The sequence below is a fragment of the Rhodococcus sp. OAS809 genome (genome assembly GCF_040546695.1).
Taxonomy (GTDB): domain Bacteria; phylum Actinomycetota; class Actinomycetes; order Mycobacteriales; family Mycobacteriaceae; genus Rhodococcus_F; species Rhodococcus_F qingshengii.
In genome coordinates, this window is record NZ_JBEPOI010000002.1 from 4,162,534 (window position 1) to 4,183,384 (window position 20,851).

17 protein-coding genes and 2 pseudogenes are annotated in these 20,851 nt (G+C 63.1%); 12 read left to right on the plus strand and 7 right to left on the minus strand.

Annotation, left to right across the window (positions count from 1 at the left end; all coding sequences use genetic code 11):
• Nucleotides 1-90 precede the first annotated feature (90 nt).
• From ABIE52_RS22395 to ABIE52_RS22405, 3 genes are read left to right on the plus strand one after another with little or no spacing between them, the layout of a single operon-like run.
• Entirely contained in the window at nt 91-1,461 is a 1,371-nt protein-coding gene (locus ABIE52_RS22395) for an MFS transporter (protein ID WP_192712615.1), read from the plus strand.
• Complete coding sequence (locus ABIE52_RS22400) at nt 1,461-3,176, plus strand: acyl-CoA dehydrogenase family protein (RefSeq protein ID WP_192712616.1); 1,716 nt, start codon at nt 1,461-1,463, stop codon at nt 3,174-3,176. Before ABIE52_RS22395 ends, ABIE52_RS22400 begins: the two co-directional genes overlap by 1 nt.
• Nucleotides 3,173-4,402, plus strand: a complete 1,230-nt coding sequence (locus tag ABIE52_RS22405; RefSeq protein WP_058228170.1) for a CaiB/BaiF CoA transferase family protein — start codon at nt 3,173-3,175, stop codon at nt 4,400-4,402. The genes ABIE52_RS22400 and ABIE52_RS22405 overlap by 4 nt, the downstream gene beginning before the upstream one ends.
• On the opposite strand, the gene ABIE52_RS22410 is transcribed toward ABIE52_RS22405, so the two are convergent.
• On the minus strand, nt 4,324-5,118 hold the full coding sequence (locus ABIE52_RS22410) for an LLM class F420-dependent oxidoreductase (RefSeq protein ID WP_030537640.1): 795 nt from the start codon (nt 5,116-5,118) through the stop codon (nt 4,324-4,326). The two genes, ABIE52_RS22405 and ABIE52_RS22410, sit on opposite strands and share 79 nt — an antisense overlap.
• 298 nt (nt 5,119-5,416) lie before the next feature.
• On the opposite strand from ABIE52_RS22410, the gene ABIE52_RS22415 reads away from it, so the two are divergent.
• Both ABIE52_RS22415 and ABIE52_RS22420 read left to right on the plus strand, forming a co-directional pair.
• Nucleotides 5,417-6,025, plus strand: coding sequence for a ClpP family protease (locus ABIE52_RS22415; RefSeq protein WP_007735229.1), 609 nt, complete (start codon nt 5,417-5,419; stop codon nt 6,023-6,025).
• Between the two features lie 4 nt (nt 6,026-6,029).
• The gene (locus tag ABIE52_RS22420; protein WP_003945993.1) at nt 6,030-6,617 is read left to right on the plus strand and encodes an ATP-dependent Clp protease proteolytic subunit; all 588 of its coding nucleotides are present in this window, start codon (nt 6,030-6,032) and stop codon (nt 6,615-6,617) included.
• Here the strand turns inward: ABIE52_RS22420 and ABIE52_RS22425 are convergent, their stop codons facing one another.
• The 3 genes and pseudogenes from ABIE52_RS22425 to ABIE52_RS22435 all read right to left on the minus strand — a co-directional run bounded on the left by ABIE52_RS22425 (nt 6,618) and on the right by ABIE52_RS22435 (nt 8,365).
• Nucleotides 6,618-6,953: a helix-turn-helix domain-containing protein gene (locus tag ABIE52_RS22425; protein WP_354541534.1), complete on the minus strand. Its 336-nt coding sequence runs from the start codon at nt 6,951-6,953 to the stop codon at nt 6,618-6,620.
• 92 nt (nt 6,954-7,045) lie between these two features.
• Nucleotides 7,046-7,490, minus strand: a pseudogene (locus tag ABIE52_RS22430) (TIGR04338 family metallohydrolase).
• Between the two features lie 50 nt (nt 7,491-7,540).
• The gene (locus tag ABIE52_RS22435) at nt 7,541-8,365 is read right to left on the minus strand and encodes a DUF2786 domain-containing protein (RefSeq protein ID WP_030537724.1); all 825 of its coding nucleotides are present in this window, start codon (nt 8,363-8,365) and stop codon (nt 7,541-7,543) included.
• Between the two features lie 114 nt (nt 8,366-8,479).
• Between ABIE52_RS22435 and ABIE52_RS22440 the strand changes: the two genes are divergently transcribed.
• The 6 genes and pseudogenes from ABIE52_RS22440 to ABIE52_RS22465 all read left to right on the plus strand — a co-directional run bounded on the left by ABIE52_RS22440 (nt 8,480) and on the right by ABIE52_RS22465 (nt 15,574).
• A complete protein-coding gene (locus ABIE52_RS22440; protein WP_003946073.1) occupies nt 8,480-9,553 on the plus strand; it encodes an ABC transporter ATP-binding protein in 1,074 nt (357 codons plus the stop codon).
• A gap of 170 nt (nt 9,554-9,723) precedes the next feature.
• Nucleotides 9,724-11,013, plus strand: a complete 1,290-nt coding sequence (locus ABIE52_RS22445) for an ABC transporter substrate-binding protein (RefSeq protein ID WP_007735225.1) — start codon at nt 9,724-9,726, stop codon at nt 11,011-11,013.
• Between the two features lie 20 nt (nt 11,014-11,033).
• On the plus strand, nt 11,034-12,209 hold the full coding sequence (locus ABIE52_RS22450) for a carbohydrate ABC transporter permease (RefSeq protein WP_192712617.1): 1,176 nt from the start codon (nt 11,034-11,036) through the stop codon (nt 12,207-12,209).
• Nucleotides 12,206-13,043 (plus strand): annotated as a pseudogene (locus ABIE52_RS22455) (carbohydrate ABC transporter permease). The gene ABIE52_RS22450 and the pseudogene ABIE52_RS22455 overlap by 4 nt, the downstream one beginning before the upstream one ends.
• Nucleotides 13,044-13,062: 19 nt before the next feature.
• Nucleotides 13,063-13,272 (plus strand): hypothetical protein, encoded by a 210-nt coding sequence (locus ABIE52_RS22460; protein WP_019746112.1) that lies wholly within the window; start codon nt 13,063-13,065, stop codon nt 13,270-13,272.
• A gap of 112 nt (nt 13,273-13,384) precedes the next feature.
• Nucleotides 13,385-15,574, plus strand: coding sequence for a transglycosylase domain-containing protein (locus ABIE52_RS22465; RefSeq protein WP_192712618.1), 2,190 nt, complete (start codon nt 13,385-13,387; stop codon nt 15,572-15,574).
• 24 nt (nt 15,575-15,598) lie between these two features.
• Here ABIE52_RS22465 and ABIE52_RS22470 read toward each other — a convergent pair whose 3' ends face one another.
• Both ABIE52_RS22470 and ABIE52_RS22475 read right to left on the minus strand, forming a co-directional pair.
• A complete protein-coding gene (locus ABIE52_RS22470; protein ID WP_118605734.1) occupies nt 15,599-16,897 on the minus strand; it encodes a T3SS (YopN, CesT) and YbjN peptide-binding chaperone 1 in 1,299 nt (432 codons plus the stop codon).
• Nucleotides 16,898-17,367: 470 nt separating this feature from the next.
• Nucleotides 17,368-18,477 (minus strand): hypothetical protein, encoded by a 1,110-nt coding sequence (locus tag ABIE52_RS22475; protein ID WP_192712619.1) that lies wholly within the window; start codon nt 18,475-18,477, stop codon nt 17,368-17,370.
• A 257-nt stretch (nt 18,478-18,734) separates the two neighbouring features.
• Here ABIE52_RS22475 and ABIE52_RS22480 point away from each other — a divergent pair, with 257 nt between their 5' ends.
• A complete protein-coding gene (locus ABIE52_RS22480) occupies nt 18,735-20,126 on the plus strand; it encodes an amidase (protein WP_192712620.1) in 1,392 nt (463 codons plus the stop codon).
• Here ABIE52_RS22480 and ABIE52_RS22485 read toward each other — a convergent pair.
• The gene (locus ABIE52_RS22485; RefSeq protein ID WP_003946042.1) at nt 20,118-20,849 is read right to left on the minus strand and encodes an MBL fold metallo-hydrolase; all 732 of its coding nucleotides are present in this window, start codon (nt 20,847-20,849) and stop codon (nt 20,118-20,120) included. The two genes, ABIE52_RS22480 and ABIE52_RS22485, sit on opposite strands and share 9 nt — an antisense overlap.
• Between the last annotated feature and the right edge of the window lie 2 nt (nt 20,850-20,851).

Sequence of the window (20,851 nt, forward strand, 5' to 3'; positions counted from 1 at the left end):
TCTTGGACTCTACATGGATTTCGGACGATAGTGATTCACGCCTCACATTGCATCCCTTGGTGATGCCCGACGCGAGAATCAGGGAGAACCGTGGATCAACACCCAGGTCAAGACACCAATCCGCCTGAATACAACACCAAACAGGCACGCAAGGCCGGAATCACGGCGTTTGTCGGAACGACTATCGAGTGGTTCGACTTCTACATCTACGGAACCGCATCCGCCTTGGTGCTCGGCCCGCTGTTCTTCCCTGATGCGTCGCCGGCGGTGGGAACACTCGCAGCCTTCGCGACTTTTGCCGTGGGATTCGTGGCGCGTCCGGTCGGCGGAGTGGTGTTCGGTCATTTCGGAGACAAGTTCGGTCGCAAGAACGCCGTGATCATCACCCTCGCGCTCATGGGGTTGGGAACCGTCGGTGTCGGCCTCCTCCCTACGTACTCCCAGATCGGGATCTGGGCACCGATACTGCTTGTGGCACTGCGTGTTCTCCAGGGCATTGCCATGGGCGGCGAATGGGGTGGCGCCGTATTGATCGCCACCGAGTTCGCTCCCCCGAAGAAAAAGGTGCTCTACGGCGCGTTTGCGCAGCAGGGTTCACCGGTCGGCAACCTGCTCGCGACGCTGGCCTTCCTCGGCCTGACGTTGATGTCGGATTCCGTGTTCGAGTCGTGGGGTTGGCGTCTGCCGTTCCTCGGATCCGCAGCTTTGGTGATCGTCGCTCTCTACATCCGGTTGCACATCTCCGAGACACCCGAGATGAAGAAGGCTGTTGCGGCACAGGAGCGTACACGGATGCCGCTGGTCGAAGTGTTGCGGTCGCATCCCGTCGAACTTGCTCTCGGCGTCGGCGCTGTGGTTGCCGGTGTTGCCATCACGTACGTCAAGACAACCTTTGCGCTCTCTTGGGCGACAACGGATCTCGGCTTCGAGCGTAGTGACTTCCTCCTCGTGATCACCGTGGCACTGGTAGCCCAGGCGCTCGTACAGCCTTTCGGTGCTGTGCTGGCCACGCGGATCGATCCGTCGAAAGCGGTCCGTTGGATGCTGCTTCCGGAGATCGTGCTCCTACCAATGATGTTCGTGCTGGTTCAGACGGGCTCCGTGCCCTTGGCGATTCTGGGGATGGTCCTCGCGACGGCGCCTCACGCAATGTATTACGCCGCGTTGGCCGGCATCCTGGCGCAGGTTTTCCCCACCAATGTTCGGTATACCGGCATCTCTCTGTCGTACCAATTGTCGACCGCCGTATTTGCCGGAACGGCCCCGATGGTCAGCCAGTATCTGCTGACGCGAACCAACTCGATCTGGCCGGTCGTAGCTCTAGGACTCGTGTATGTCGTTCTCTCCCTTGTCTGTATGACTGCTTTGTTGCGCAGGAGTGCGCTGCACGGGCAAGGGCTGGAGTCGACGAGCTCCTCGAACATGACTGATGCTTCCACCCTGAAAGGCGTTGACCACTGATGAACTTTGCACACACCGACCCCGCTCTGACAGCGGTAGTGGACAGATGGACCGCCGGGGCGGACCGAGAGACGTTGAACGGATTGCTCGACCGACTGGGCCGAGATGCCGCCGGCCGTTTGTCCGAGCTTGCCGACATCGCAGACAAGAACCCGCCGGTGCTGCAGCAATTCGACAAGGCCGGTGACCGCGTCGACCGGATTTCCTATCACCCGGCCTACCTGGAACTGTGCCGGGCGGCGTACAACGAGTACGGCCTGTCCGCCATGTCGCACCGAAAAGGGTTGCACGGATGGGACTCCGTGCATCCGCCACTCGCGAAGTACCTCGCGTCGTACATCTTCGTGCAGGCAGAGTTCGGGCTGGCCTGCCCGGTGTCGATGACAGATGCTGCTGCGCGGACCCTGCGTATGTTCGGTGATCCGGCCGTGTTCTCGCCCTGGATCGACGCGTTGACGTCGACGGACCCCGAGCAGGCGAAGACGGGTGCGATGTTCATGACCGAGATTCAGGCAGGCACCGACATCGCCTGCACCGAAACACGCGCCGAGCGCGACGGTGACGGATGGGTTCTGACGGGCAAGAAGTGGTTCGCCTCCAACCCGGATGCCGATGTGATCATCACCCTCGCAAGATTCCCGGGCGGACAGGATGGTTCGACGCGTGGAGTCGGAATGTTCATGGTGCCCAAGACCGTGGGATCCGGCGAGCGCAACAACCTGACGATCGATCGTCTCAAGGACAAGCTGGGTACGCGTTCCATGCCGAGCGGCGAGGTGACGCTGAACCGCGCGCACGCACTCCAGGTCGGTGAACTCAGTCGAGGGTTCCGCCAGATGGCTGAGATGGTCAACACGTCTCGCCTGTCCAATGCGATGCGTTCGAGCGCTCTCATGCGCCGAGCAGTCCGCGAAGCCGTCGAACATTCGAAGAGCCGAGTCGTGTTCGGTAAGAAGCTCTTCGACCAGCCGCTGATGCGTGCGACACTTCTCCCCCTTGCGCTCGATGCCGAGGCTTCGCTGGCTCTCGTCGCCTACAGCGCACAGTGTCTTCAGGCTGCAGACGGCGGCGACGAACAGGCGCGCGCACTGATCAGAGTACTGACACCGATCGCCAAACACTTTGTCTGCAAACGCGCGCGGGTGGTCACCGGCGAGGCCATGGAGGTGCGCGGAGGAAACGGCTACATCGAGGAATGGGCCAACGCGCGAATCGTCCGGGACGCTCACCTCGGATCGATCTGGGAAGGGTCGAGTAATGTCATTGCGCTGGACGTACTTCGGTGCCTACGTAAGTTCAACTCGCACCGCACCGTCGCGGGAGCGATGACGGACATCCTGTCCACCGTCGGACCGGATTGCGAAGCCGGGTCCGGAGTTCTGTTGCGGCGCTGGGAGGAACTGGTCGATGAAGGAGATCGTCTGATCTCCGGATCTGACGATGCCGCGCAGGCTGCGAGTGCAAGGTACTCCGACGAGTTGGCTCGTACCGTCATGGCGACCCTGCTCTTCGACCTTGCGGACCACGGCATCCGACACGGTAATGGGTACCGGTCACTGCTGGTGGCGAATTCCTACCTGGCCGGTCTTGTGGGGAAGGTGCCGTCGGCTGCACTCGGCAATCTCGACGTGATCACCGACGGCGGTGACGTCGAGCTGGATGATGCACGTGACGTCGTAGCCGAGTTCCTCTCCGTAGCAGGGGTTCACCAGTGAATTCTCCAACAGGCCCCACACCCTTGGCTGGTGTCCGCGTGCTCGATCTGTCGAAGATCCTTGCCGGGCCGTACGCAACCATGTCGCTTGCCGATCTCGGAGCCGACGTCACCAAGATCGAACACCCTGAAGGCGGCGACCCCACGCGTTCGTGGGGGCCTCCCTTCGTCGGCGTAGATGCCGCCTACTACCTCGCGATCAACCGCGGCAAGAAGTCGGTCACGATCGACCTCAAGTCCACCGAAGGACAGGAGATCATCCACCGCATGCTCGAAGAGACCGATGTAGTCGTGGAGAACTTCAAGCCGGGCAGCGGATTACAGAAGATCTTCGACTACCAGGCGCTGTCCGAGCGATACCCGCATCTGATCACCCTGCACATCTCTGCCTTCGGTGAAGAAGGACCGCTGCGCGACGAACCGGGGTACGACATGATCGCGCAGGCCGCGGGCGGGCTCATGTCGCTCACCGGTGAACCCGGCGGCGCTCCGATGAAATCCGGATTTGCGTTGGGAGACTTGGGCGCAGCACTTTTCGGACTGGTCGGTGTCCTGGCCGCATTGGTCGAGCGAGGCCGGACCGGACGCGGACAGTACGTGACCACGTCGCTGTACGAGTGCCAACTCGCGATGCACGTCAACTGGGCGACCAGTTACTTCGCCACCGGTGAGCGCCCAACTGCGTTGGGCTCCGGTCATCCGAATCTTGCTCCGTATCAAGCATTTCCTGCCAGCGACGGGTACTTCGTCATCGCTGTCGGCAACGACGCGATGTGGGCGTCGCTGTGCGAGGCCATCGGAAGGAGTGAACTGGTCACCGATCCGCGTTTTGCCCACAACCGCGACAGGGTGGAGAACCGCGAGAGTCTGGAACGAGAACTCACCAGCGCCTTCGCATCGGAGACGGTCGAACACTGGTGCGCTCTTCTCGCCGAACGCGCCGTACCGGTCTCACCGATCCGGCATCTCGACGAGATCTACTCCGATCCCCACACCGCCGCGCTCGGCATGGTCGGAACCGTCGACCATCCGACGCTCGGACCGTTGAAGCAAGTGGCCTTTCCGGTCAACTTCTCCGGCCAGAGGCCACGTCTGACGTCGGCGCCGCCCGTTCTCGGCGCCGACAACGACGAAGTCCTTGGTACCGCTCAGGCCAGCCCGCTCAACGCAGGCGGCGTGTTGTCGTCGCGCCAACCGATGGCCTCGGCAAGCGTCGTGAGGTCGTAGTCCGGTCCGCTGACGCCGACGGTGAAGAGCGAGACACCGTCGGCGACCAGGTCAGCAGCATTCTCGAGCCCAGGCCACGGAACCGAGTGCTCTACTTCCAGCGGGTTCCGGCCCACGTCGGCGCAATGGTCGGAGAGGATGTCTGACTTGCGAAGGTGTGTCTCACGGTCGCCGAAGCTGTGCCAGACGTCGGCGTACTCGGCGACCAGGCGCAGGGTCTTCTTCTCGCCGCCACCGCCGATGAGGACCGGGATGTTGCGCGTCGGCGGCGGGTTGCCCTTCGCCAGGCGGCCCGTGATGCGGGGGAGGTATTCGCCCAGCAGTTTCAGCCGTGAACCGGGAGTGCCGAAGTCGTATCCGAACTGGTCGTAGTCCTTCTCGAACCAGCCGGCACCGATGCCGAGGATCAGGCGTCCGCCGCTGATGTGGTCGACGGTTCGCGCCATGTCGGCCAGCAGATCCGGATTGCGGTAGCCACCACCGGTGACCAGGGCGCCGATCTCGACGCGTTCGGTCTGCTCGGCCCAGGCGCCGAGCATGGTCCAGCACTCGAAGTGTGCGCCGTCGGGATCGCCGGTCAACGGGTAGAAGTGGTCCCAGTTGAAGACGATGTCCACCCCGGCGTCCTCGGACCGCAAGACGGCGTCGCGTATCAACCCGTAATCGGGTGCGTGCTGGGGTTGGAGTTGAACACCGATGCGTACCGGACGAGTCATGCCACGCTCCTGACGAGAGGAATGGTTGTCTTCTCCCATCATGGCCGGGTGTGCGCGGTACCGCTACCGCCGCCGTCGGTGACGGGTTTGCCCGATCTTGTGCCCACCCCTTTTCGAGCGAACGGTACTTTCGGCGCCTTAGATCGACTGAACGTGCCGTTCGCTCAAACAGGGGGGCAGTCAAAGGGGGCGGGCAAAAAAGGGGGGGGCGGGCAAAGGCGGCGGGTAAAAACAGGGGTGGTCTGCCCACAGCAGACAGGCGGGGCCGCGGCACTGCCGCGCCGGTAGGAATGGATTCATGACTACTGAAGCGCCCACCGATACCGGCTACCGTGACCTGTTGACAGACAGGCTCTTCCGACAGCGAACCATTCTGCTCACCGGCGAGGTCAACGACGCCATGGCCGAACGTGTGTGTTCGGAACTGGTGCTCCTCGCCACCACCGACCCCAAGCGCGACGTCGTGCTCTACATCAATTCACCTGGCGGATCGGTGTTTGCCGGCCTGGCCATCTACGACACGATGAAGCTCATCCCCAATGACGTCGTGACGGTCGCGATGGGCTTCGCGGCCAGCATGGGCCAGGTGCTCCTCTGCTCCGGCACCCACGGCAAGCGAATCAGCCTGGCGCACAGCCGCATCATGATGCACCAACCTTCGGCAGGTATCGGTGGCACTGCGGTGGACATTGCGATCCAGGCCGAGAGCCTCGAGCTGATGAAGCGTCAATCGCAGGAAATCCTCGCCGCCGAAACGGGCCGGACCGTCGAAGAGATCGAGACCGACAGCGATCGGGATCGCTGGTTCACCGCCGAGCAGGCGCGCGAGTACGGAATCGTCGACCGCGTCGTTACGTCCTTCGCCGAGATCGCACCGCAAGCCACCTTCCCCAAGATCGGATTGTGACGTCATGTCCCAGTACACGATTCCCAGTGTCATCGAGCGAACACCAACGGGTGAGCGATCTTTCGACATCTTCAGCAGGCTGCTCAACGAGCGCATCGTCTTTCTCGGCACAGAGATCGACGACGGCGTCGCCAACGTCGTGATGGCTCAGATGCTGCATCTGCAAGCCGACAACCCGGATCGCGAAATCGGTTTGTACATCAACTCTCCCGGCGGTTCCACCACGGCGATGCTCGCGATCTACGACACCATGCAGTTCTTGAAACCGACGATTTCGACGTACTGCATGGGTCAAGCGGCTTCGGCTGCTGCAGTGCTTCTGGCCGCCGGCACTCCAGGCCATCGGCATGTTCTTGCCCATTCGCGGGTGCTGCTGCACCAACCGTCGACGCAAGGTAGTGGCACCATCTCGGACCTCGCGCTTCAAGCAGCCGAGATCCTGAGAATCCGGGAGCAGACCGAGGCGATTCTGAGTAAGCACACCGGTCAGAGCGTCGAGCGGCTCCGTAAGGACACCGATCGCGACAGGATCTTCACTGCCGACGACGCTATCTCCTACGGACTGGCTGACACCCTCATCGAAGGGAACTGATCAGGCTGCCATCAGGACGGGACCGGAGATCGGGGCGGGAGAATGTCCGAAGGTGAGGGAGTTGAGCGCAACGATCCTGTTGCCCGCTCGGAACAGCAGGTGCTCGAGCGGCATCCCGAGCGCTTCGCAGATGGCGCGCAGAATTTCCGACGACGGTTCCTTCTTGCCCCGTTCGATCTCGGAGAGGTACTGCTTCGACATCCCGACCTTTGCGGCTACGTCGTCGAGAGTTCGGTCCTGATCGCGTCGAACCTCCCGCAGCACTCGTCCGTAGGCTTCACGAATCAGCGGGGGTTTGCGCACGGCGACAGCCGGATCGGGGGAGTTCCGACTCACCCTTGACCAGGACCAGTCTGCGCGGCGCATCCATAGGCCGAGTATTCCAGCCGACCGGTTCGCACACCACCCGGTTCACCGAGGGCTGACATCTAGTCCGTTCGAACACCACCGGCAAGGAACATCGCTCGAAGAACGAAGGCCGCCTCGGGCCCGATGATCTCGCCGACAAGGCTGGTGTAGCGGTCGACGAACTCGGGCCCGTGGGAGGCCTCGTCGGAAGTGGGGTCGCCGAGGTGGTGCGCCAGTTCGTGCAAGACAACGAATTCGCGTAGCGCCCACCGGCCGTCACGGTCGTCCGGGACGGCGATGACGTCGTTCGAGTAGTGAGCGGCGGCATTGCCGCCGCGGGAGCGTACGGACACCGGAATGGTTGCCCGAGTCCAGGTCTCCCGTACCCAATTCAGCCCGAGTAGCTGATCGCAGTACGCCTGGACCGACTCCACGGAACCGAATTTGCGCTCGACCGGCAAGGTGATGGTGGAAACCCATGACCTCGACGCTCCGAAGTCCACGCTGGTCGGCGCGATCGAACATGGTGCGCACCAACGTCTCTGCCTCGTAGACGGCGCTCCGCTGCGTATCCCTCACGAGTCCAGCTGCCCGCGCACCCCGCCGATCTCCGGAAGGTTCCCCAGACGTGCGGAGCGCGCAGCCCGATCACCCGCTCGTCGAGCATGCGAGGAATGCCCGGCGCTTGCGCGGCCGCCGCCCCGCCACGTCCCACGCGCTTTGGAGTTGGACGAGTAGTAGTCCTTCAGCTCGATTTCCTTGTTACGCAGCACGAGTGCGGTTTCGGAAGACGACGTGGCAGATTCTGCGATCGCAGTCTTCTCCGTCTCCTGCTTCGTCTCGGCCAACCGAGCGCCGATGCGGGACGCGTACGCCATCTGGAAGTTCAGGCGCGCCGTCACTCCGGCGACCGGCTTGCGGACCTGCGTGCTGACGCGTCGTCGTCCACGAGTTTCGACGACGGTCCGCACGGACGTTTCGCCGCGGTACGCCCCGGAACGCACGTACGCGTCGGAGTCACGCACCATCTGGAAGAGCAGGCTCGAATACAGGGCCTCACACACGTCGATGTCGCCGGCGAACCCGTAGGCGTAGATGACGGCCGACGTCTGCGCGATGTCGCATTGCACGTCGTTGGCAGCGGCGATGGCGATGAACAACTGGGCGTACGTTCGCAGCCCGCGCTTGCCCGGTTCGCCGATGGTGATGAGCCGTTGAGTGGGCGTCGCACGCTTTTCCGAAGACGCGGTGTGCGCACGCGCGACCGCCAGGTCGATCGCGGAACTGGTGGCCAACCGCTGAGCGGCAGCCATGAAGGCTTCACCTTCGTGTGGATTGTCGGTGGACTCCGCTTGGCGAAGCAGCGCACCGATGCGGGTCAGCATCTTCTCCGAACTCACCGTGAAAGACTACGCTCGCGCGCCGACACGGACGTTTATGCTGCTAGCGCACACGCTCACCCTCGACTTGGATCGTCCGGCACGTTCCTGCCGGTAGAAGGGATCAACCCCGTCATGGCTTCAGTGACTTTCGAGAGCACCACCTGCCTGTTCCCCGGATCGAACACTCCGGCAGTGGACAAGCTCGACCTCGAGATCGAGGACGGCGAGTTCCTCGTCCTCGTCGGACCCTCCGGCTGCGGAAAGTCGACCACCCTGCGCATGCTCGCCGGGCTCGAAGACGTCCACAGCGGACGCATCCTCATCGGCGACCGCGACGTCACCGGTCAGGAGCCGAAAGAGCGCGACATCGCGATGGTCTTCCAGAACTACGCGCTGTACCCGCACATGTCGGTGGCCGAGAACATGGGTTTTGCGCTCAAGCTCGCCGGAACCAACAAGACGGAGATCCGCGCCCGCGTCGAAGAGGTCGCGAAGATGCTCGATCTCGAGCCGTACCTCGATCGCAAGCCCAAGGCGCTGTCCGGTGGCCAGCGTCAGCGAGTGGCGATGGGCCGCGCCATCGTTCGCCAGCCGCAGGTCTTCCTGATGGACGAGCCGCTCTCGAACCTCGACGCGAAACTCCGTGTGCAGACACGTACGCAGATCGCTCAGCTGCAACGACGCCTCGCGACGACGATGGTTTACGTGACCCACGACCAGGTCGAGGCCATGACGATGGGTGACCGCGTCGCCGTCCTCGAAAAGGGAATCCTGCAGCAGTGCGCCTCGCCGCGCGAGCTGTACAACAAGCCGAAGAACGTTTTCGTCGCCGGCTTCATGGGTTCACCCGCGATGAACCTCTTCACCCTCCCCGTCGTCGACGGCGGCGTCGCATTCGGTGACGGGATCGTTCCGGTTCCGCGCGAGACGATGAACGGCGTCGTCGAAACCGAGGTTGTTCTGGGTATTCGCCCCGAGCACCTCGAGATCGCAGCCGAAGGCCTGCCGATGGAGGTCGACGTCGTCGAGGAACTCGGCTCGGACGCCTACGTCTACGGCCGGACCACGATCGGCGGACGGTTGCAGCAGATCGTCTCGCGTGGTGACTGGCGCAATCCGCCGCAGAAGGGCGAGCGCGTCAACCTGCGCGTCGACCCCGAGAAGGTGCACATTTTTGCCACCACCGACGGGCGTCGCCTGGGTTAGGTCGACCTGTCAAACGACACATGACCGATTCAGGTTCGGCGTAATACCCACAAGTAGGGGTGTCTCGTGCCACAGTAGGGGCCGATGCCGGGAGCCGGCACCCATGGCGCATGCCGTGAGCCGGCTCTCGGTGACCGTCTATTTGTCATACACATACGGGGAGCGAATCCATGGTTCTGAACTCGAAGGCGATGCGCCGCGCTGCAATTGCAGCCACGGCAGCGTCCATGCTGGTACTGGCAGGCTGTTCGTCCGATTCGGACAAGGACAGCGGAACCAGCACCACGGCCGCATCCGGGGGATCGTCCTCGAGCGAAGGCCGCGGACCCATCACGATCGTCGAGGGGCAGGATGCCCTGAACGAGGCGCTCGAAAACATCATCTCCGACTGGAATGCCGAGCATCCGGACGAGAAGGTCACGCTCAAGCCGCTGGCGAAGGAAGCCAACGCGCAGGTCGACGACATCACCCAGCGCATGCAGGCCAAGAGCGACGAGTACGACCTCATCGGCGTCGACGTCGTCAACACCGCCCAGTTCGCCGCAAACGGTTGGCTGCTGCCGCTCGAGGGTGACCTCGCGATCGACGAGTCCGGCCTCCTGCCGTCGACCGTCGCTTCGGGCACCTACAACGGCAAGCTCTACGCAGCGCCGAAGAACACCAACGCCGCCTTCCTGTACTACCGCAAGGACCTCGTCGAGAAGGCCCCCACCACGTGGGCCGAGCTCAAGGAAAACTGCCCGAAGGCTGTCGAAGCCGGCATCTCCTGCTACATCGGTCAGTTCAAGAACTACGAGGGCCTGACGGTCAACACCACCGAGATCACCAACGCCTTCGACGGACCGTGGGTCGGCCCGGACGGACTCACCCCGGCCATCGACGACAAGACGAAGGCAGGCGTTCAGTCGATCGTCGACAACTTCGCCGACAACACGATCCCGCAGGAAGCGCTGACCTACTCCGAGGGCGAGTCGCAGACCGCGTTCGGCGACGGCAAGGCACTCTTCATGCGCACGTGGTCCGGCTTCTCGGTCGACGGTGAGAAGACCTCGGTTGCCGGCAAGTACGGCTACACCGTTCTTCCGGGTGTCGACGGACCGGGCGCTTCGACCGTCGGCGGCTACAACGTCGGCATCAGCGCGTACTCGGACGCACCCGCCACGGCTCGTGACTTCCTCGAGTTCATGCAGACCAAGAAGTCGCAGACGTACTTCACCGAGGTCGGCGGCGCACCCGTCCTCTCGGCTGTCTACGACGATCCGGCAGTGCTCGCTCAGTTCCCGTACTTCGCGACCCTGAAGGAAGCACTCGCCACCGCTCAGCCGCGCCCCGTCACGCCGTACTACACGCAGGTGTCGAAGTCGATCTCCGACAACACCTACGCTGCTATTCGCGGCGAGAAGACCGTCGAGCAGGCTTTGGCGGACACCAAGGCCGGCATCGAAACCGCCGGTAACTGATCTACCAGGAGCAATAAGCAATGGCAGAACCGCAGGATCCTTCCGCGGCTGTGCCTACCAACCCCACGGTCGGGGCCGGTTCAACCGGTCCCGACCGTTTGGGCGTTGGTGGGAGACACCGTGCACCGGAACCGCTAGAAGAGCCGTCGGCATCCGAGGCAGCAGGGACATCCCTGACCAAGGTTCTGCCTGACCTTGCAGCTACTCCACCCCCGCCGACCTCGCCCCCGCCTGCGTCGGCGGACAAGCCGAAGAAGCGTCGACGAGTTCCGGTGTGGGCGTTCGTCGCACCGTCGCTGATCGTTCTCGCCGTCATCATTCTGTATCCGCTCGGACGAGCGATCTGGATGTCGATGCACAGCGACGGCAAGAAGCTCGATCCCGAGACCGGCATGTTCGTCACCGGTCAGTTCACGTGGTTCGACAACTACAAGAACTGGATCACCCAGTCCTGCAACACCGCCAACGGCTCGATTCCCTGCCCGCCCGGCACACTCGGATCGCAGTTCTGGCAGTCGATCGGAAATACGTTCGGCTTCACCGTCGTCACCGTCCTGCTCGAGACGGTGATCGGTCTGTCGATGGCGTTGATCATGGCCAAGACGTTCCGCGGACGCGGTTTGCTCCGCGCTTCCGTGCTGATTCCCTGGGCCATCCCCACCGCCGTCACCGCGAAGCTCTGGTTCTTCATCTTCGCCAACGACGGCATTGCCAACAAGATCCTCGGCACCAACATCCTGTGGACGGCGGACCCCTGGCCGGCGCGATTCGCGATCGTCGTCGCCGACGTCTGGAAGACCGCGCCGTTCATGGCGTTGCTGATCCTCGCGGGTCTTCAGATGATTCCCGCCGACGTCTACGAGGCCGCCAAGGTCGACGGTGCGACGGCGTGGCAGCGGTTCCGCATGATCACGCTTCCGCTGGTCAAGCCCGCACTCATGGTGGCGGTGCTCTTCCGCACGATGGACGCGCTGCGCATGTACGACCTGCCCGCGATCATGATGGGATCCAATCCCGCCACCTCCACCATCTCGGTTCTGGTGGTCGATCAGATGCGCGTCGGCGCCAATTCGGCGTCGGCACTGTCCACCATCACGTTCCTCATCATCTTCGCTGTGGCCTTCATCCTGGTCCGATTCCTCGGAGCAAATGCGGTCAGCACGCAGGAAAAGCAGCGGAAGGGGGAGCCGGTATGAACAAGGCACTACGCGGCAAGATCGGCACCTACATCGGCGTCGTACTGATCATCGTGTGGGGACTCGCTCCCTGCTATTGGATGATCGTGACGGCGCTGCGCGACCCGGCGGACACGTTCTCGACGTCGCTGTGGCCCACCAATCTCACGCTGTCCAACTTCACCGCGGCGCTCGATCCCGACGCGAAGGTGAACTTCACCCGTGCACTGATGAACAGCCTCATCATCGCGGGGCGCGACCACGCTGATCGCCTTGGTCATCGGCGTGTTCACGGCGTACGCGCTCTCGCGTTTCGATTTCCGTGGCAAATACTTCGTCACCGGAATCATCCTCGGCGCGTCCATGTTTCCGGTTGTCGCCCTCGTGACTCCGTTGTTCCAGTTGTTCACCGACATCGGCTGGATCGGCAGCTACAAAGCGCTGATCATCCCGAACATCTCGTTCGTGCTGCCGCTGACGGTCTACACGCTGACGTCGTTCTTCTCCGAGCTTCCGTGGGAGCTCGAGGAGGCGGCGCGTATCGACGGCGCCACCCGTGGCCAGGCCTTCCGTCTGATCATGCTTCCGCTCGCCGCGCCGGCACTGTTCACCACCGCGATCCTCGCCTTCATCGCAACGGTCAACGAGTACCTGCTCTCGCTCCAACTCTCGAGTGACAAGACCGCACCCGTCACCGTGGCGATGGCCAAGTTCTCCGGAACGGACCCATTCGTCACGCCGTACACCTCGATCATGGCCGGCGGAACCCTCGTGATGGTCCCGCTGGTCATCATGGTTCTCATCTTCCAGCGACGCATCATCGCCGGTCTGACCGCAGGCGGCGTCAAGTCGTGATGCGGGCCGCACGGTTTCGATGAGGCGGGCTTCGCGCGCCCAGCGCATGGAGCTGATTGCCGGCTTCATCTCGGTCTTCGCCCTCATGGCGTTGATCGGCGCTGTGGTCGCGATCGTCAAGGGCGACCCCGGCGTGATGCCGTCTTTGGTGCTGCTCGGTTGCGTCGTCGCTCTCGGGCTGGCGTTCCGCGGATATCGGAACGCGGTCCGAGCAGAACGTCGCGAGTAGCCAGCCCGGTAGGGTGACATTTCGGTATCGCAGTTGCCGGGAGTTATCTGATCGAGATATCACCCTGGTGGAATGGTGCCGGTAAGTCCGGATCCACGACCGGGAGTGTTGAGTGAGTCCATCTAACAGATCGAGTGCGACGGGTGGCGATCAGTCGTCGGCTCGATCGGGCAAGTCGGCTAATTCGCCCCGGTCGAACAAGTCGGCCAAGCCCGCGAAAAAGCAGCGCTCGAAGTGGCGGTACGTCCGGCGGACCATCTACGTGCTCGTGCTCCTGATGGTCATCGTGCCCGCGTCGGTTTTTGCTGTCGCGTACAGCCGGACCGACGTCCCGCGCCCCTCTGACATGCAGACCAATCAGGTGTCCACCATCTACATGGCCGACGGCACGACCGTGCTCGGCAAGGTAGTGCCGGCGGAGGGAAACCGCACCGAGGTCGCGTTGTCGGCCATCCCGATTCACGTCCGCGATTCGGTGCTCTCGGCGGAGGATCGTAACTTCTACACCAACCCCGGGTTCTCGATCTCCGGATTTGCTCGCGCTGCCCGCGACAACGTGATGGGCAAGGAAAGCGCCGGCGGTGGTTCGACGATCACTCAGCAATACGTGAAGAACGTCTTGGTCGGTGACAAGCGCAGTATCGACAGGAAGCTGCGTGAGCTCGTCATCTCCGCCAAGATGGCGCGCGAATGGTCCAAGGACGACATTCTTGCCGCGTATCTCAACACCATCTACTTCGGTCGCGGTGCGTACGGCATCGCCGCCGCGTCGAACGCGTACTTCGACAAGCCGGTCAGTGAGCTGAGTGTCGAGGAAGGCGCAGTTCTCGCGTCCGTCATCCAGAGCCCGTCGTTCCTGGACCCCGAGACCAATCTGTCCGCGCTGCAAGCGCGTTGGGACTACGTTCTCAACGGCATGGTGGAACTGGGCAGCCTGACCAAGACGGATCGCGACGCGATGCAGTTCCCGGTCGTCGCCCCCGCCAATCGGCCGACCGATCTGAACCAGGCGCCAGGACCCGAAGGCCACATCAAGACCCAGGTACTCAAGGAACTGGCCGAGGCCGGTATCAGCGATCAGACGCTGAACACCGCTGGTCTGCAGATCACGACGACCATCGACCCGGTTGCGCAGGAAGCTGCGCTGAACGCCGTCAGGCGGAATCTCGAGGGCGAGCCGGAAGACCTGCGGACCGCAGTAGTGTCCATCGACCCCAAGACCGGTGGCGTCGACGCCTATTACGGCGGTGACGACGGAGCCGGCTTCGACTACGCCCAGGCGCCGCTGCAGACCGGTTCAGCGTTCAAGGTCTTCGGTCTGGTCGCAGCATTGATGGAAGACATTCCGCTGTCCGCACGGTTCGACAGTTCACCGCTCACGATCAACGGCGTGACCATCGGAAACGTCGGCGGCGAATCCTGTGGTCGATGCACCATCGCCGAGGCACTCAAGCGTTCGCTGAACACCAGCTTCTACCGGTTGATGCTCTCGATGGAGAACGGTCCCCAGAAGATCGCCGACGCCGCCCACCTGGCCGGCATCCCCGAGCACATTCCCGGACTCGACTACCCGACGCTCACACAGGAGGGTGGTCCGCCGGAGAACGGAATCGTGCTCGGCCAGTATCAGTCTCGCGTTATCGACATGGCGTCCGCTTACGCGACGCTCGCCAATTCCGGTGTGTACCAGCAGCCGCACTTCATCCAGAAGGTCGTGACGGCCGAAGGTGAAGTCCTGCTCGATCGCCCGGTCTCTCCCGGTGAGCGTCGTCTCGATGCTGCCGTTGCCGACAACGTCACGCAGGCAATGCTCCCGATCGCGTCGTACTCGAACGGTCACGCGCTTGCCGGTGGACGCCCGTCTGCAGCCAAGACCGGTACCGCGCAGTTGGGTGACACGGGCCAGAACAAGGATGCGTGGATGGTCGGTTACACGCCGTCGCTGTCCACCGCGGTGTGGATCGGAACTTCCGACGCTCAGGCCATCACCAACTCCTACGGTGGTTTGATCTACGGCTCCGGAGTGCCTGCGGACATCTGGAAGAGCACGATGGACGGCGCGCTGAAGGGATCCGACTGGGAGAGCTTCCCGTGGCCGGACCCCATCGGCGGGCAGGCCGGCGTTCCCGCGAACTCCGGCGTGACCTCGGGGGACGGGACGGGCACGCGCACGACGGGCGCGGTCGCTCCCCCGGCGCCCATCGAGGTGCCCGGCCTACCGCCGATCGAAGTACCGCCGCTCCCCCAGTTGCCGCGTCAGATCGAGATCCTGCCGGGCATCGTCATCCCACTACCGGGCTGACAAGCAGCGCCCGATTTCCGGTTCTCAGGCCTGATCGTCGAAGAGACCGAGTTGGGTGGGCGCTGCATCCTTGGCGGGCAGTACGACGACGCGCAGTCCGCGCCTGAGGTTGCGGATCGCGTGCGTCCACGCGCGCTTCTCGCCCGCACACAGGTCGGTGTCGTCGTCCTTGCGGCGGATGGACTCGGTCAACGCCTCGTGCCAGGCAGTCTCCTGCTCCTGGCTGATCCGCAGGTAGTCGAGAATGGTGTCGCGGTCGTGCTCACAGATCACGGCAACCTCTTCGGCGCTGAGCTCGCCCGTTCCGTCTGCGTCGAGTTCGAGGAGCGCCATGAGAGCCGGAGGAAATTCGTGGCACTCGTGTGACTCGTATTCGGCACCGGGATCTTCGTGCTCGGAGGCCATGCCGTCGTTGAAGGCGGTGTCTCCGGTTGCGCGGATGGGTTGCCCGCCCAGTTCTTCGGCGAGTTCGTCGGATGCTTCGGCCAGTTCGGCGAACGAGCGCAGAGCCCGCAGCAGGTGCTCGGCGACGAAGGGTGCGCCGTCCACGCGGACCACGCCCAGCACACTCTGCTCGACGAGAATGAGCTTGATGGTCGGCCATTGCCGATTGAGCTGAGCAAGAATTACAGCAGCGTTCTCGAGGTTCTCCACCGAATGCACGACCCGCGAGAACACCTCTACGTACTCGTCGTCCTCGAGGACACGAACATAGGTGACCTGCTCACCGCGGACCAGCGGGATATCGCCGTCGTCGTCACGCTTGGGCGGATGACCGAGAAGGCGCTCGACGGCCCCGTCGACCAGGATCCGCAGCATGTCGCCCGAACCCGAGGGAGCGTGAGACGGCGTCGTGGCGAAGGCCGGCGTCGACTCGCGCCCACTGGTGCTGGCACGCAGGAACGACGGGTGCGCAATGCTCCACATTTCACGGAAGACGCGCAACACCTTTGTCACCAGTTCCTCGGGACGAGCGCGGTCGACGTCGATGTAGAAGGACATGGACCCATTGCCCTCGGGTACGTGCTCGCACAGATCGGGAGCGTTGAACCCCATGTCGAGCAGCGCTGAATGGTCTTCCGGTTCGAGCATCCGCAGTGGATGCAGAAACCTGTTGGAAGGAACTTCACAGCGCACGGAGGTCTGGTTCCATGCGAAGAACTGGATGCACGCGGGTGCGTCGGCCAGTTCGTCCATGCTGTCGTAATGCGACTCCACCACGAGGGTGTCGTCGTCCTCCATCACGGAGATGTAGCGAGCGAGATGAGTCTCGAAAGTAGTCCAGGCACTCAGGATTTCCAGATCGAAAGTATTGTCCGACATCGTCGCTCCTCTGGTCCGGGGGCGCATGGGGCCCTACCGACGACTCGCCGAAACCCCTGCTTTTCAAACCCCGCCTACGACGGTAGTCCTGGGGTCCGACAGTGAAGATGTAGTCCCAGACTGCCGTGGCGCTGGGACTGACAGTCGGCCCGATGCTTGCCGATTTTGCATCCTTGTGTAAGCCGCAGGACTAGCTCCGTCTCGCGTACCCCCGCTGCGCTGCCGATACTTCAGGGATTTGGGGGATTCCAACTCGCTTGAATGGCGAATGAAGGGGCGATCCGCCACGGACCGCTTCCCATCCCAGCGAGGCACTCTGGTGGGCCGCCGCACACACCACGGAATTGAATTGAATCAGCCAGGGCTCGTTCGACCTGTCGGGTTAGTCACCAGCGATGGGCCGCTCAACGACTGTCTGGCCATGCTGTTCCAGACCAAGGAAGACCTGCCGTGACCGCCGTAGCTAGTGCTTAGACCGGCTCGGGATTGGCGTCGAGCCAGAGCTTCAACGCTTCATCCCCGATTTGGCGGCGGCTTTTCCGTGTGCGCTTGAGGACATCTGCCCTGACGCGGATGTCCTCAACCAACTCTGGCGCTACTGGCCAGGGAAAGTTGATTGGGTTCGCTGCAGAGGCTCGGGTGGGTGTAGCCATCAGCTCCGCCCGGGGAAACAGCTCGATGAGTGTGATCATCTGTTGGACTGTGATTTTCAGAGGCTCGTCCTGGACACCCCACGTCAGCAGGGTGTTACGTATTGATTCGTCTGCGGTGCCCTGGTTGTGCACAAAGTCATTTCTGAGGGTGCGAATATCTCCGAAAAGCGGAATCAGGATATCTGTTCGGCGCCAGCGTTTACCGTCAGCGGCGAGTTCGTGGGCGAGCGCGAGTCGGCCTCGATAACGTTCTTCCCACACCGCGAAGATGTGGGTGAACCACTGGCCATACAGCATCGCTTGTACCTGTGGGTAAGGGCCGATATCAAGCAGCCCTTCACCGAGGACGTGCGTCGTCACGCCGGCAGAGGTAGCGGACGCGACGTGATGCATATCGGTCCGGCCCTGCCCAGGGGAGTCGACGATCCGGAATGTCGCCACGTCCAGGAAGCCAGGTAGCCGTCCGTTCGAGTGCCACGAGTTCACCTTGGCCGCAATCGCACCTTGGCTGGTCAACGTAACAGCAAGAGAAAGGAGGTAGTCGCGCTCGAACTGGTCGACGAGTTGCTCCACTGTGACCTCGTTCGGGATCACAGCGTCGAGCGCGCTTAAGGCGTCCTCAGCTGCAGCTGTGATGGAGTGCATGTGCACTACCAGATCGCGGCCGGTCATGACTTTGGGGCGTAGTAGATCACGGATTCTCGCGATTGCGGGGTCAACGGCCCGGACTACCGCTTCGGTAGTAGTTGCGGACAGCCGGTCAAAATCGGACACCGTGTCGCCAAACGGCGTTGCGTCGAGTGCCTCGATGTATGGCCCAGCCATGGGCTTGTCCGCCCCCCCATTCATCGGTTGGCGTCCCCACGCCGACGACAGCTCGCGAACCGTGACAAGGCGGAGCTTCCATTCCGTGACGTCGTTATTCATGCCGTCAGGCTAGGTGTAGTTCCCGACAGGTCTCTAGCTTCGAAATCATCGTCGGTTGTTCTTCACGACCGGTTAACGATTTTCGCGGCTCGTGAGGGTCGGCGAAGTTGCCATCCGGCAGGAGTTCCTTCCGGGGCTGCAGACGTTGTGGCAAAACCTCACATCGTCGGCGCCGTCGGTATGTGCATTGTGGTCGTTTCTCGGTTCACTCGCTGTCCTTAGGCTCGGCAGAGGGTACTGGCAAGGAGAGGCGTGCGATGAGTCGTGAGAGCTGGGTGGGCCGTGATGCCCGATCCATCGCCGAAGCCGTGCGGTCGGGTCAGGCGTCGGCGCGGACCGTCGTCGAAGACCACCTCTCACGGGTCGACGAATGCAATGTCGAACTCAACGCACTGGTCACCGTGCGCGCCGAGGAGGCTCGCACGGCCGCGGATGCCCTGGACGAACGACGCCTTCTCGGTGAGACACTCGGCCCCCTTGCCGGGGTTCCGTTCACGGTCAAGGACCTGATCGCCACTGCCGGCGTGCGCACCACTGCCGGTTCTCGCACTCTGGCGGACAACGTCCCGACCGTCGACGCCCCGGCCGTCGCGGCATTCAAGGCTGCCGGTGCAATTCTGATCGGCAAGACCAACACCCCGGAATTCGGCGCGTGCGGCCTGACTCGAAACGAACTGTTCGGAACCACGGCCAGTCCGGTGCGACCGGACGGCGTCGTCCGGTCCCCCGGCGGATCGAGTGGCGGCGAGTCCGCGTCGGTTGCTGCCGGAATGAGCGTGCTCGGACTCGGTACGGATTTTGGTGGCTCGGTGCGTTGGCCCGCCCACTGCACCGGCCTCACTTCGGTTCGCCCGACGCTCGGACGTGTCGATCCGGAAGGTCAGTATCCAGGCGTGCTTTCGGATGGACGGGTACTCGCCAACCCTGCGACGATGCACGGCACGATCCAGACCATCGGCCCACTGGCCCGCAACCTCGGTGATGCGGCGCTTGCGTTGCGCGTCCTGTCGAAGCCGCATTTCTCGTGGACCGAGCCTGATTCGGTCGACGTCGACGACCTCGACATCCGCTGGGCCACCGGCGAGGGAACGATTCCCGTCGACGAAGAAATCCGGTCAGCGGTTCGGACGGTGGCGATCAGCCTGGACGCGAGCGAGTACGACGGTCTGGCCCTGCCGCGGGCCAACGCGCTTTTCGGCGCGTTGCGATCGGTCGAGACCCACGCGGACATCCACTCTCTCGCCGCAGGTTCAGCGCACTCTTTCGACGCGGACATCACCGCCATGCTTGCGGCAGGCCGTGATCGCAGTTTTGCCGAGGTGGAAGCGCTGTGGGCGGATCGTGCGATGTTGATCGCCGACTTCCTCGACGAGATGGGCGACGTCCTGATTCTGCCGGTTGCGTCGGTGCTCGCTCCGCCGCTCGGTGTGGAGAGCTTCGAGGTGGGCGGTCGCAAACTCACGTGGATGGACGCGCTCGCGAGTTGCCGGGCGATCAGTGTGCTCGGCCTTCCGTCGGTCGTGGTTCCGGTAGGACTCTCCCGCAACGGTTTACCGGTCGGAGTGCAAGTGGTGGCCCGGCCGTTCCACGAGCACGTTGCGCTGTCCGTGGCGGCGCGAATCACGTCGAATGCGCAAGCTCTAGTCTGACTTCCATCTTTCGGTTTCGGCTGCGAAACGTGTTGCGTACGAGTCGGCAAGGTCGTGAAGCGTGGTGACGCAGTCGCCGTAGTACGTCGGTGCATGCATGGTAGCCAGAATCCGCGGCTCGAGGTCGGCCAGGGCGCGGATCGTGGGTTCGAGATCCGGGGTGAGGCAGGTGGCGTGGCCCAAGTCCTCGGCTTCCAAAGCGGGACCGACGATTTCGTGCTCGGTGGTCGCGGGGTGGTGCCCGAACGCAGTGAAGAGATCTCCGCAGAACAGCGTCGACGTCGTCTCCTCGAACATCAGACCCGCGTCCCAACCGTGTGGGACGTGTGGGGTGTCGATGTGCCGGACTCGGCGGCTGCCGGTTTCGAGTACGTCGCCGTCCTGCAAGGGAAGTGGCGCCCGATCGGCCAGATCGTTGACCTGGACGAAGCACCCCATCGCACCGTGTGCAACTTGCGCTTCGGGGGCCGCCGCAAGCCAGGAGTTCATGGACCCGCATTCGTCGGCCTCGACGTGACCGAACGTGATCCATTTCAGACGGTCGATGTCGATCAGCGTGGAGAGTGCGTCGGAAGCCGAGGTGAACAACGCTCGCTGCCCGGTGTGGAAGAGCAAGGGTTCCTCGCCGTCGACGAGAAACTGGTTCATCGTGAGGTTCGCTTCGTCCACGAAGGTCGACAGTCGGTAGATGTCCGGCGCGATTTCGGTGATCGTGGTGGTCATCG

Coding starts and splice junctions, on each gene's coding strand:
- ABIE52_RS22420 (WP_003945993.1), top strand. CDS start 6,030: ATGTCCCAGTACACGATTCCCAGTGTCATCGAGCGAACACCAACGGGT.
- ABIE52_RS22460 (WP_019746112.1), top strand. CDS start 13,063: ATGAGGCGGGCTTCGCGCGCCCAGCGCATGGAGCTGATTGCCGGCTTC.
- ABIE52_RS22470 (WP_118605734.1), bottom strand. CDS start 16,897: ATGTCGGACAATACTTTCGATCTGGAAATCCTGAGTGCCTGGACTACT.
- ABIE52_RS22475 (WP_192712619.1), bottom strand. CDS start 18,477: ATGAATAACGACGTCACGGAATGGAAGCTCCGCCTTGTCACGGTTCGC.
- ABIE52_RS22400 (WP_192712616.1), top strand. CDS start 1,461: ATGAACTTTGCACACACCGACCCCGCTCTGACAGCGGTAGTGGACAGA.
- ABIE52_RS22445 (WP_007735225.1), top strand. CDS start 9,724: ATGGTTCTGAACTCGAAGGCGATGCGCCGCGCTGCAATTGCAGCCACG.
- ABIE52_RS22450 (WP_192712617.1), top strand. CDS start 11,034: ATGGCAGAACCGCAGGATCCTTCCGCGGCTGTGCCTACCAACCCCACG.
- ABIE52_RS22440 (WP_003946073.1), top strand. CDS start 8,480: ATGGCTTCAGTGACTTTCGAGAGCACCACCTGCCTGTTCCCCGGATCG.
- ABIE52_RS22485 (WP_003946042.1), bottom strand. CDS start 20,849: ATGACCACCACGATCACCGAAATCGCGCCGGACATCTACCGACTGTCG.
- ABIE52_RS22410 (WP_030537640.1), bottom strand. CDS start 5,118: ATGACTCGTCCGGTACGCATCGGTGTTCAACTCCAACCCCAGCACGCA.
- ABIE52_RS22415 (WP_007735229.1), top strand. CDS start 5,417: ATGACTACTGAAGCGCCCACCGATACCGGCTACCGTGACCTGTTGACA.
- ABIE52_RS22480 (WP_192712620.1), top strand. CDS start 18,735: ATGAGTCGTGAGAGCTGGGTGGGCCGTGATGCCCGATCCATCGCCGAA.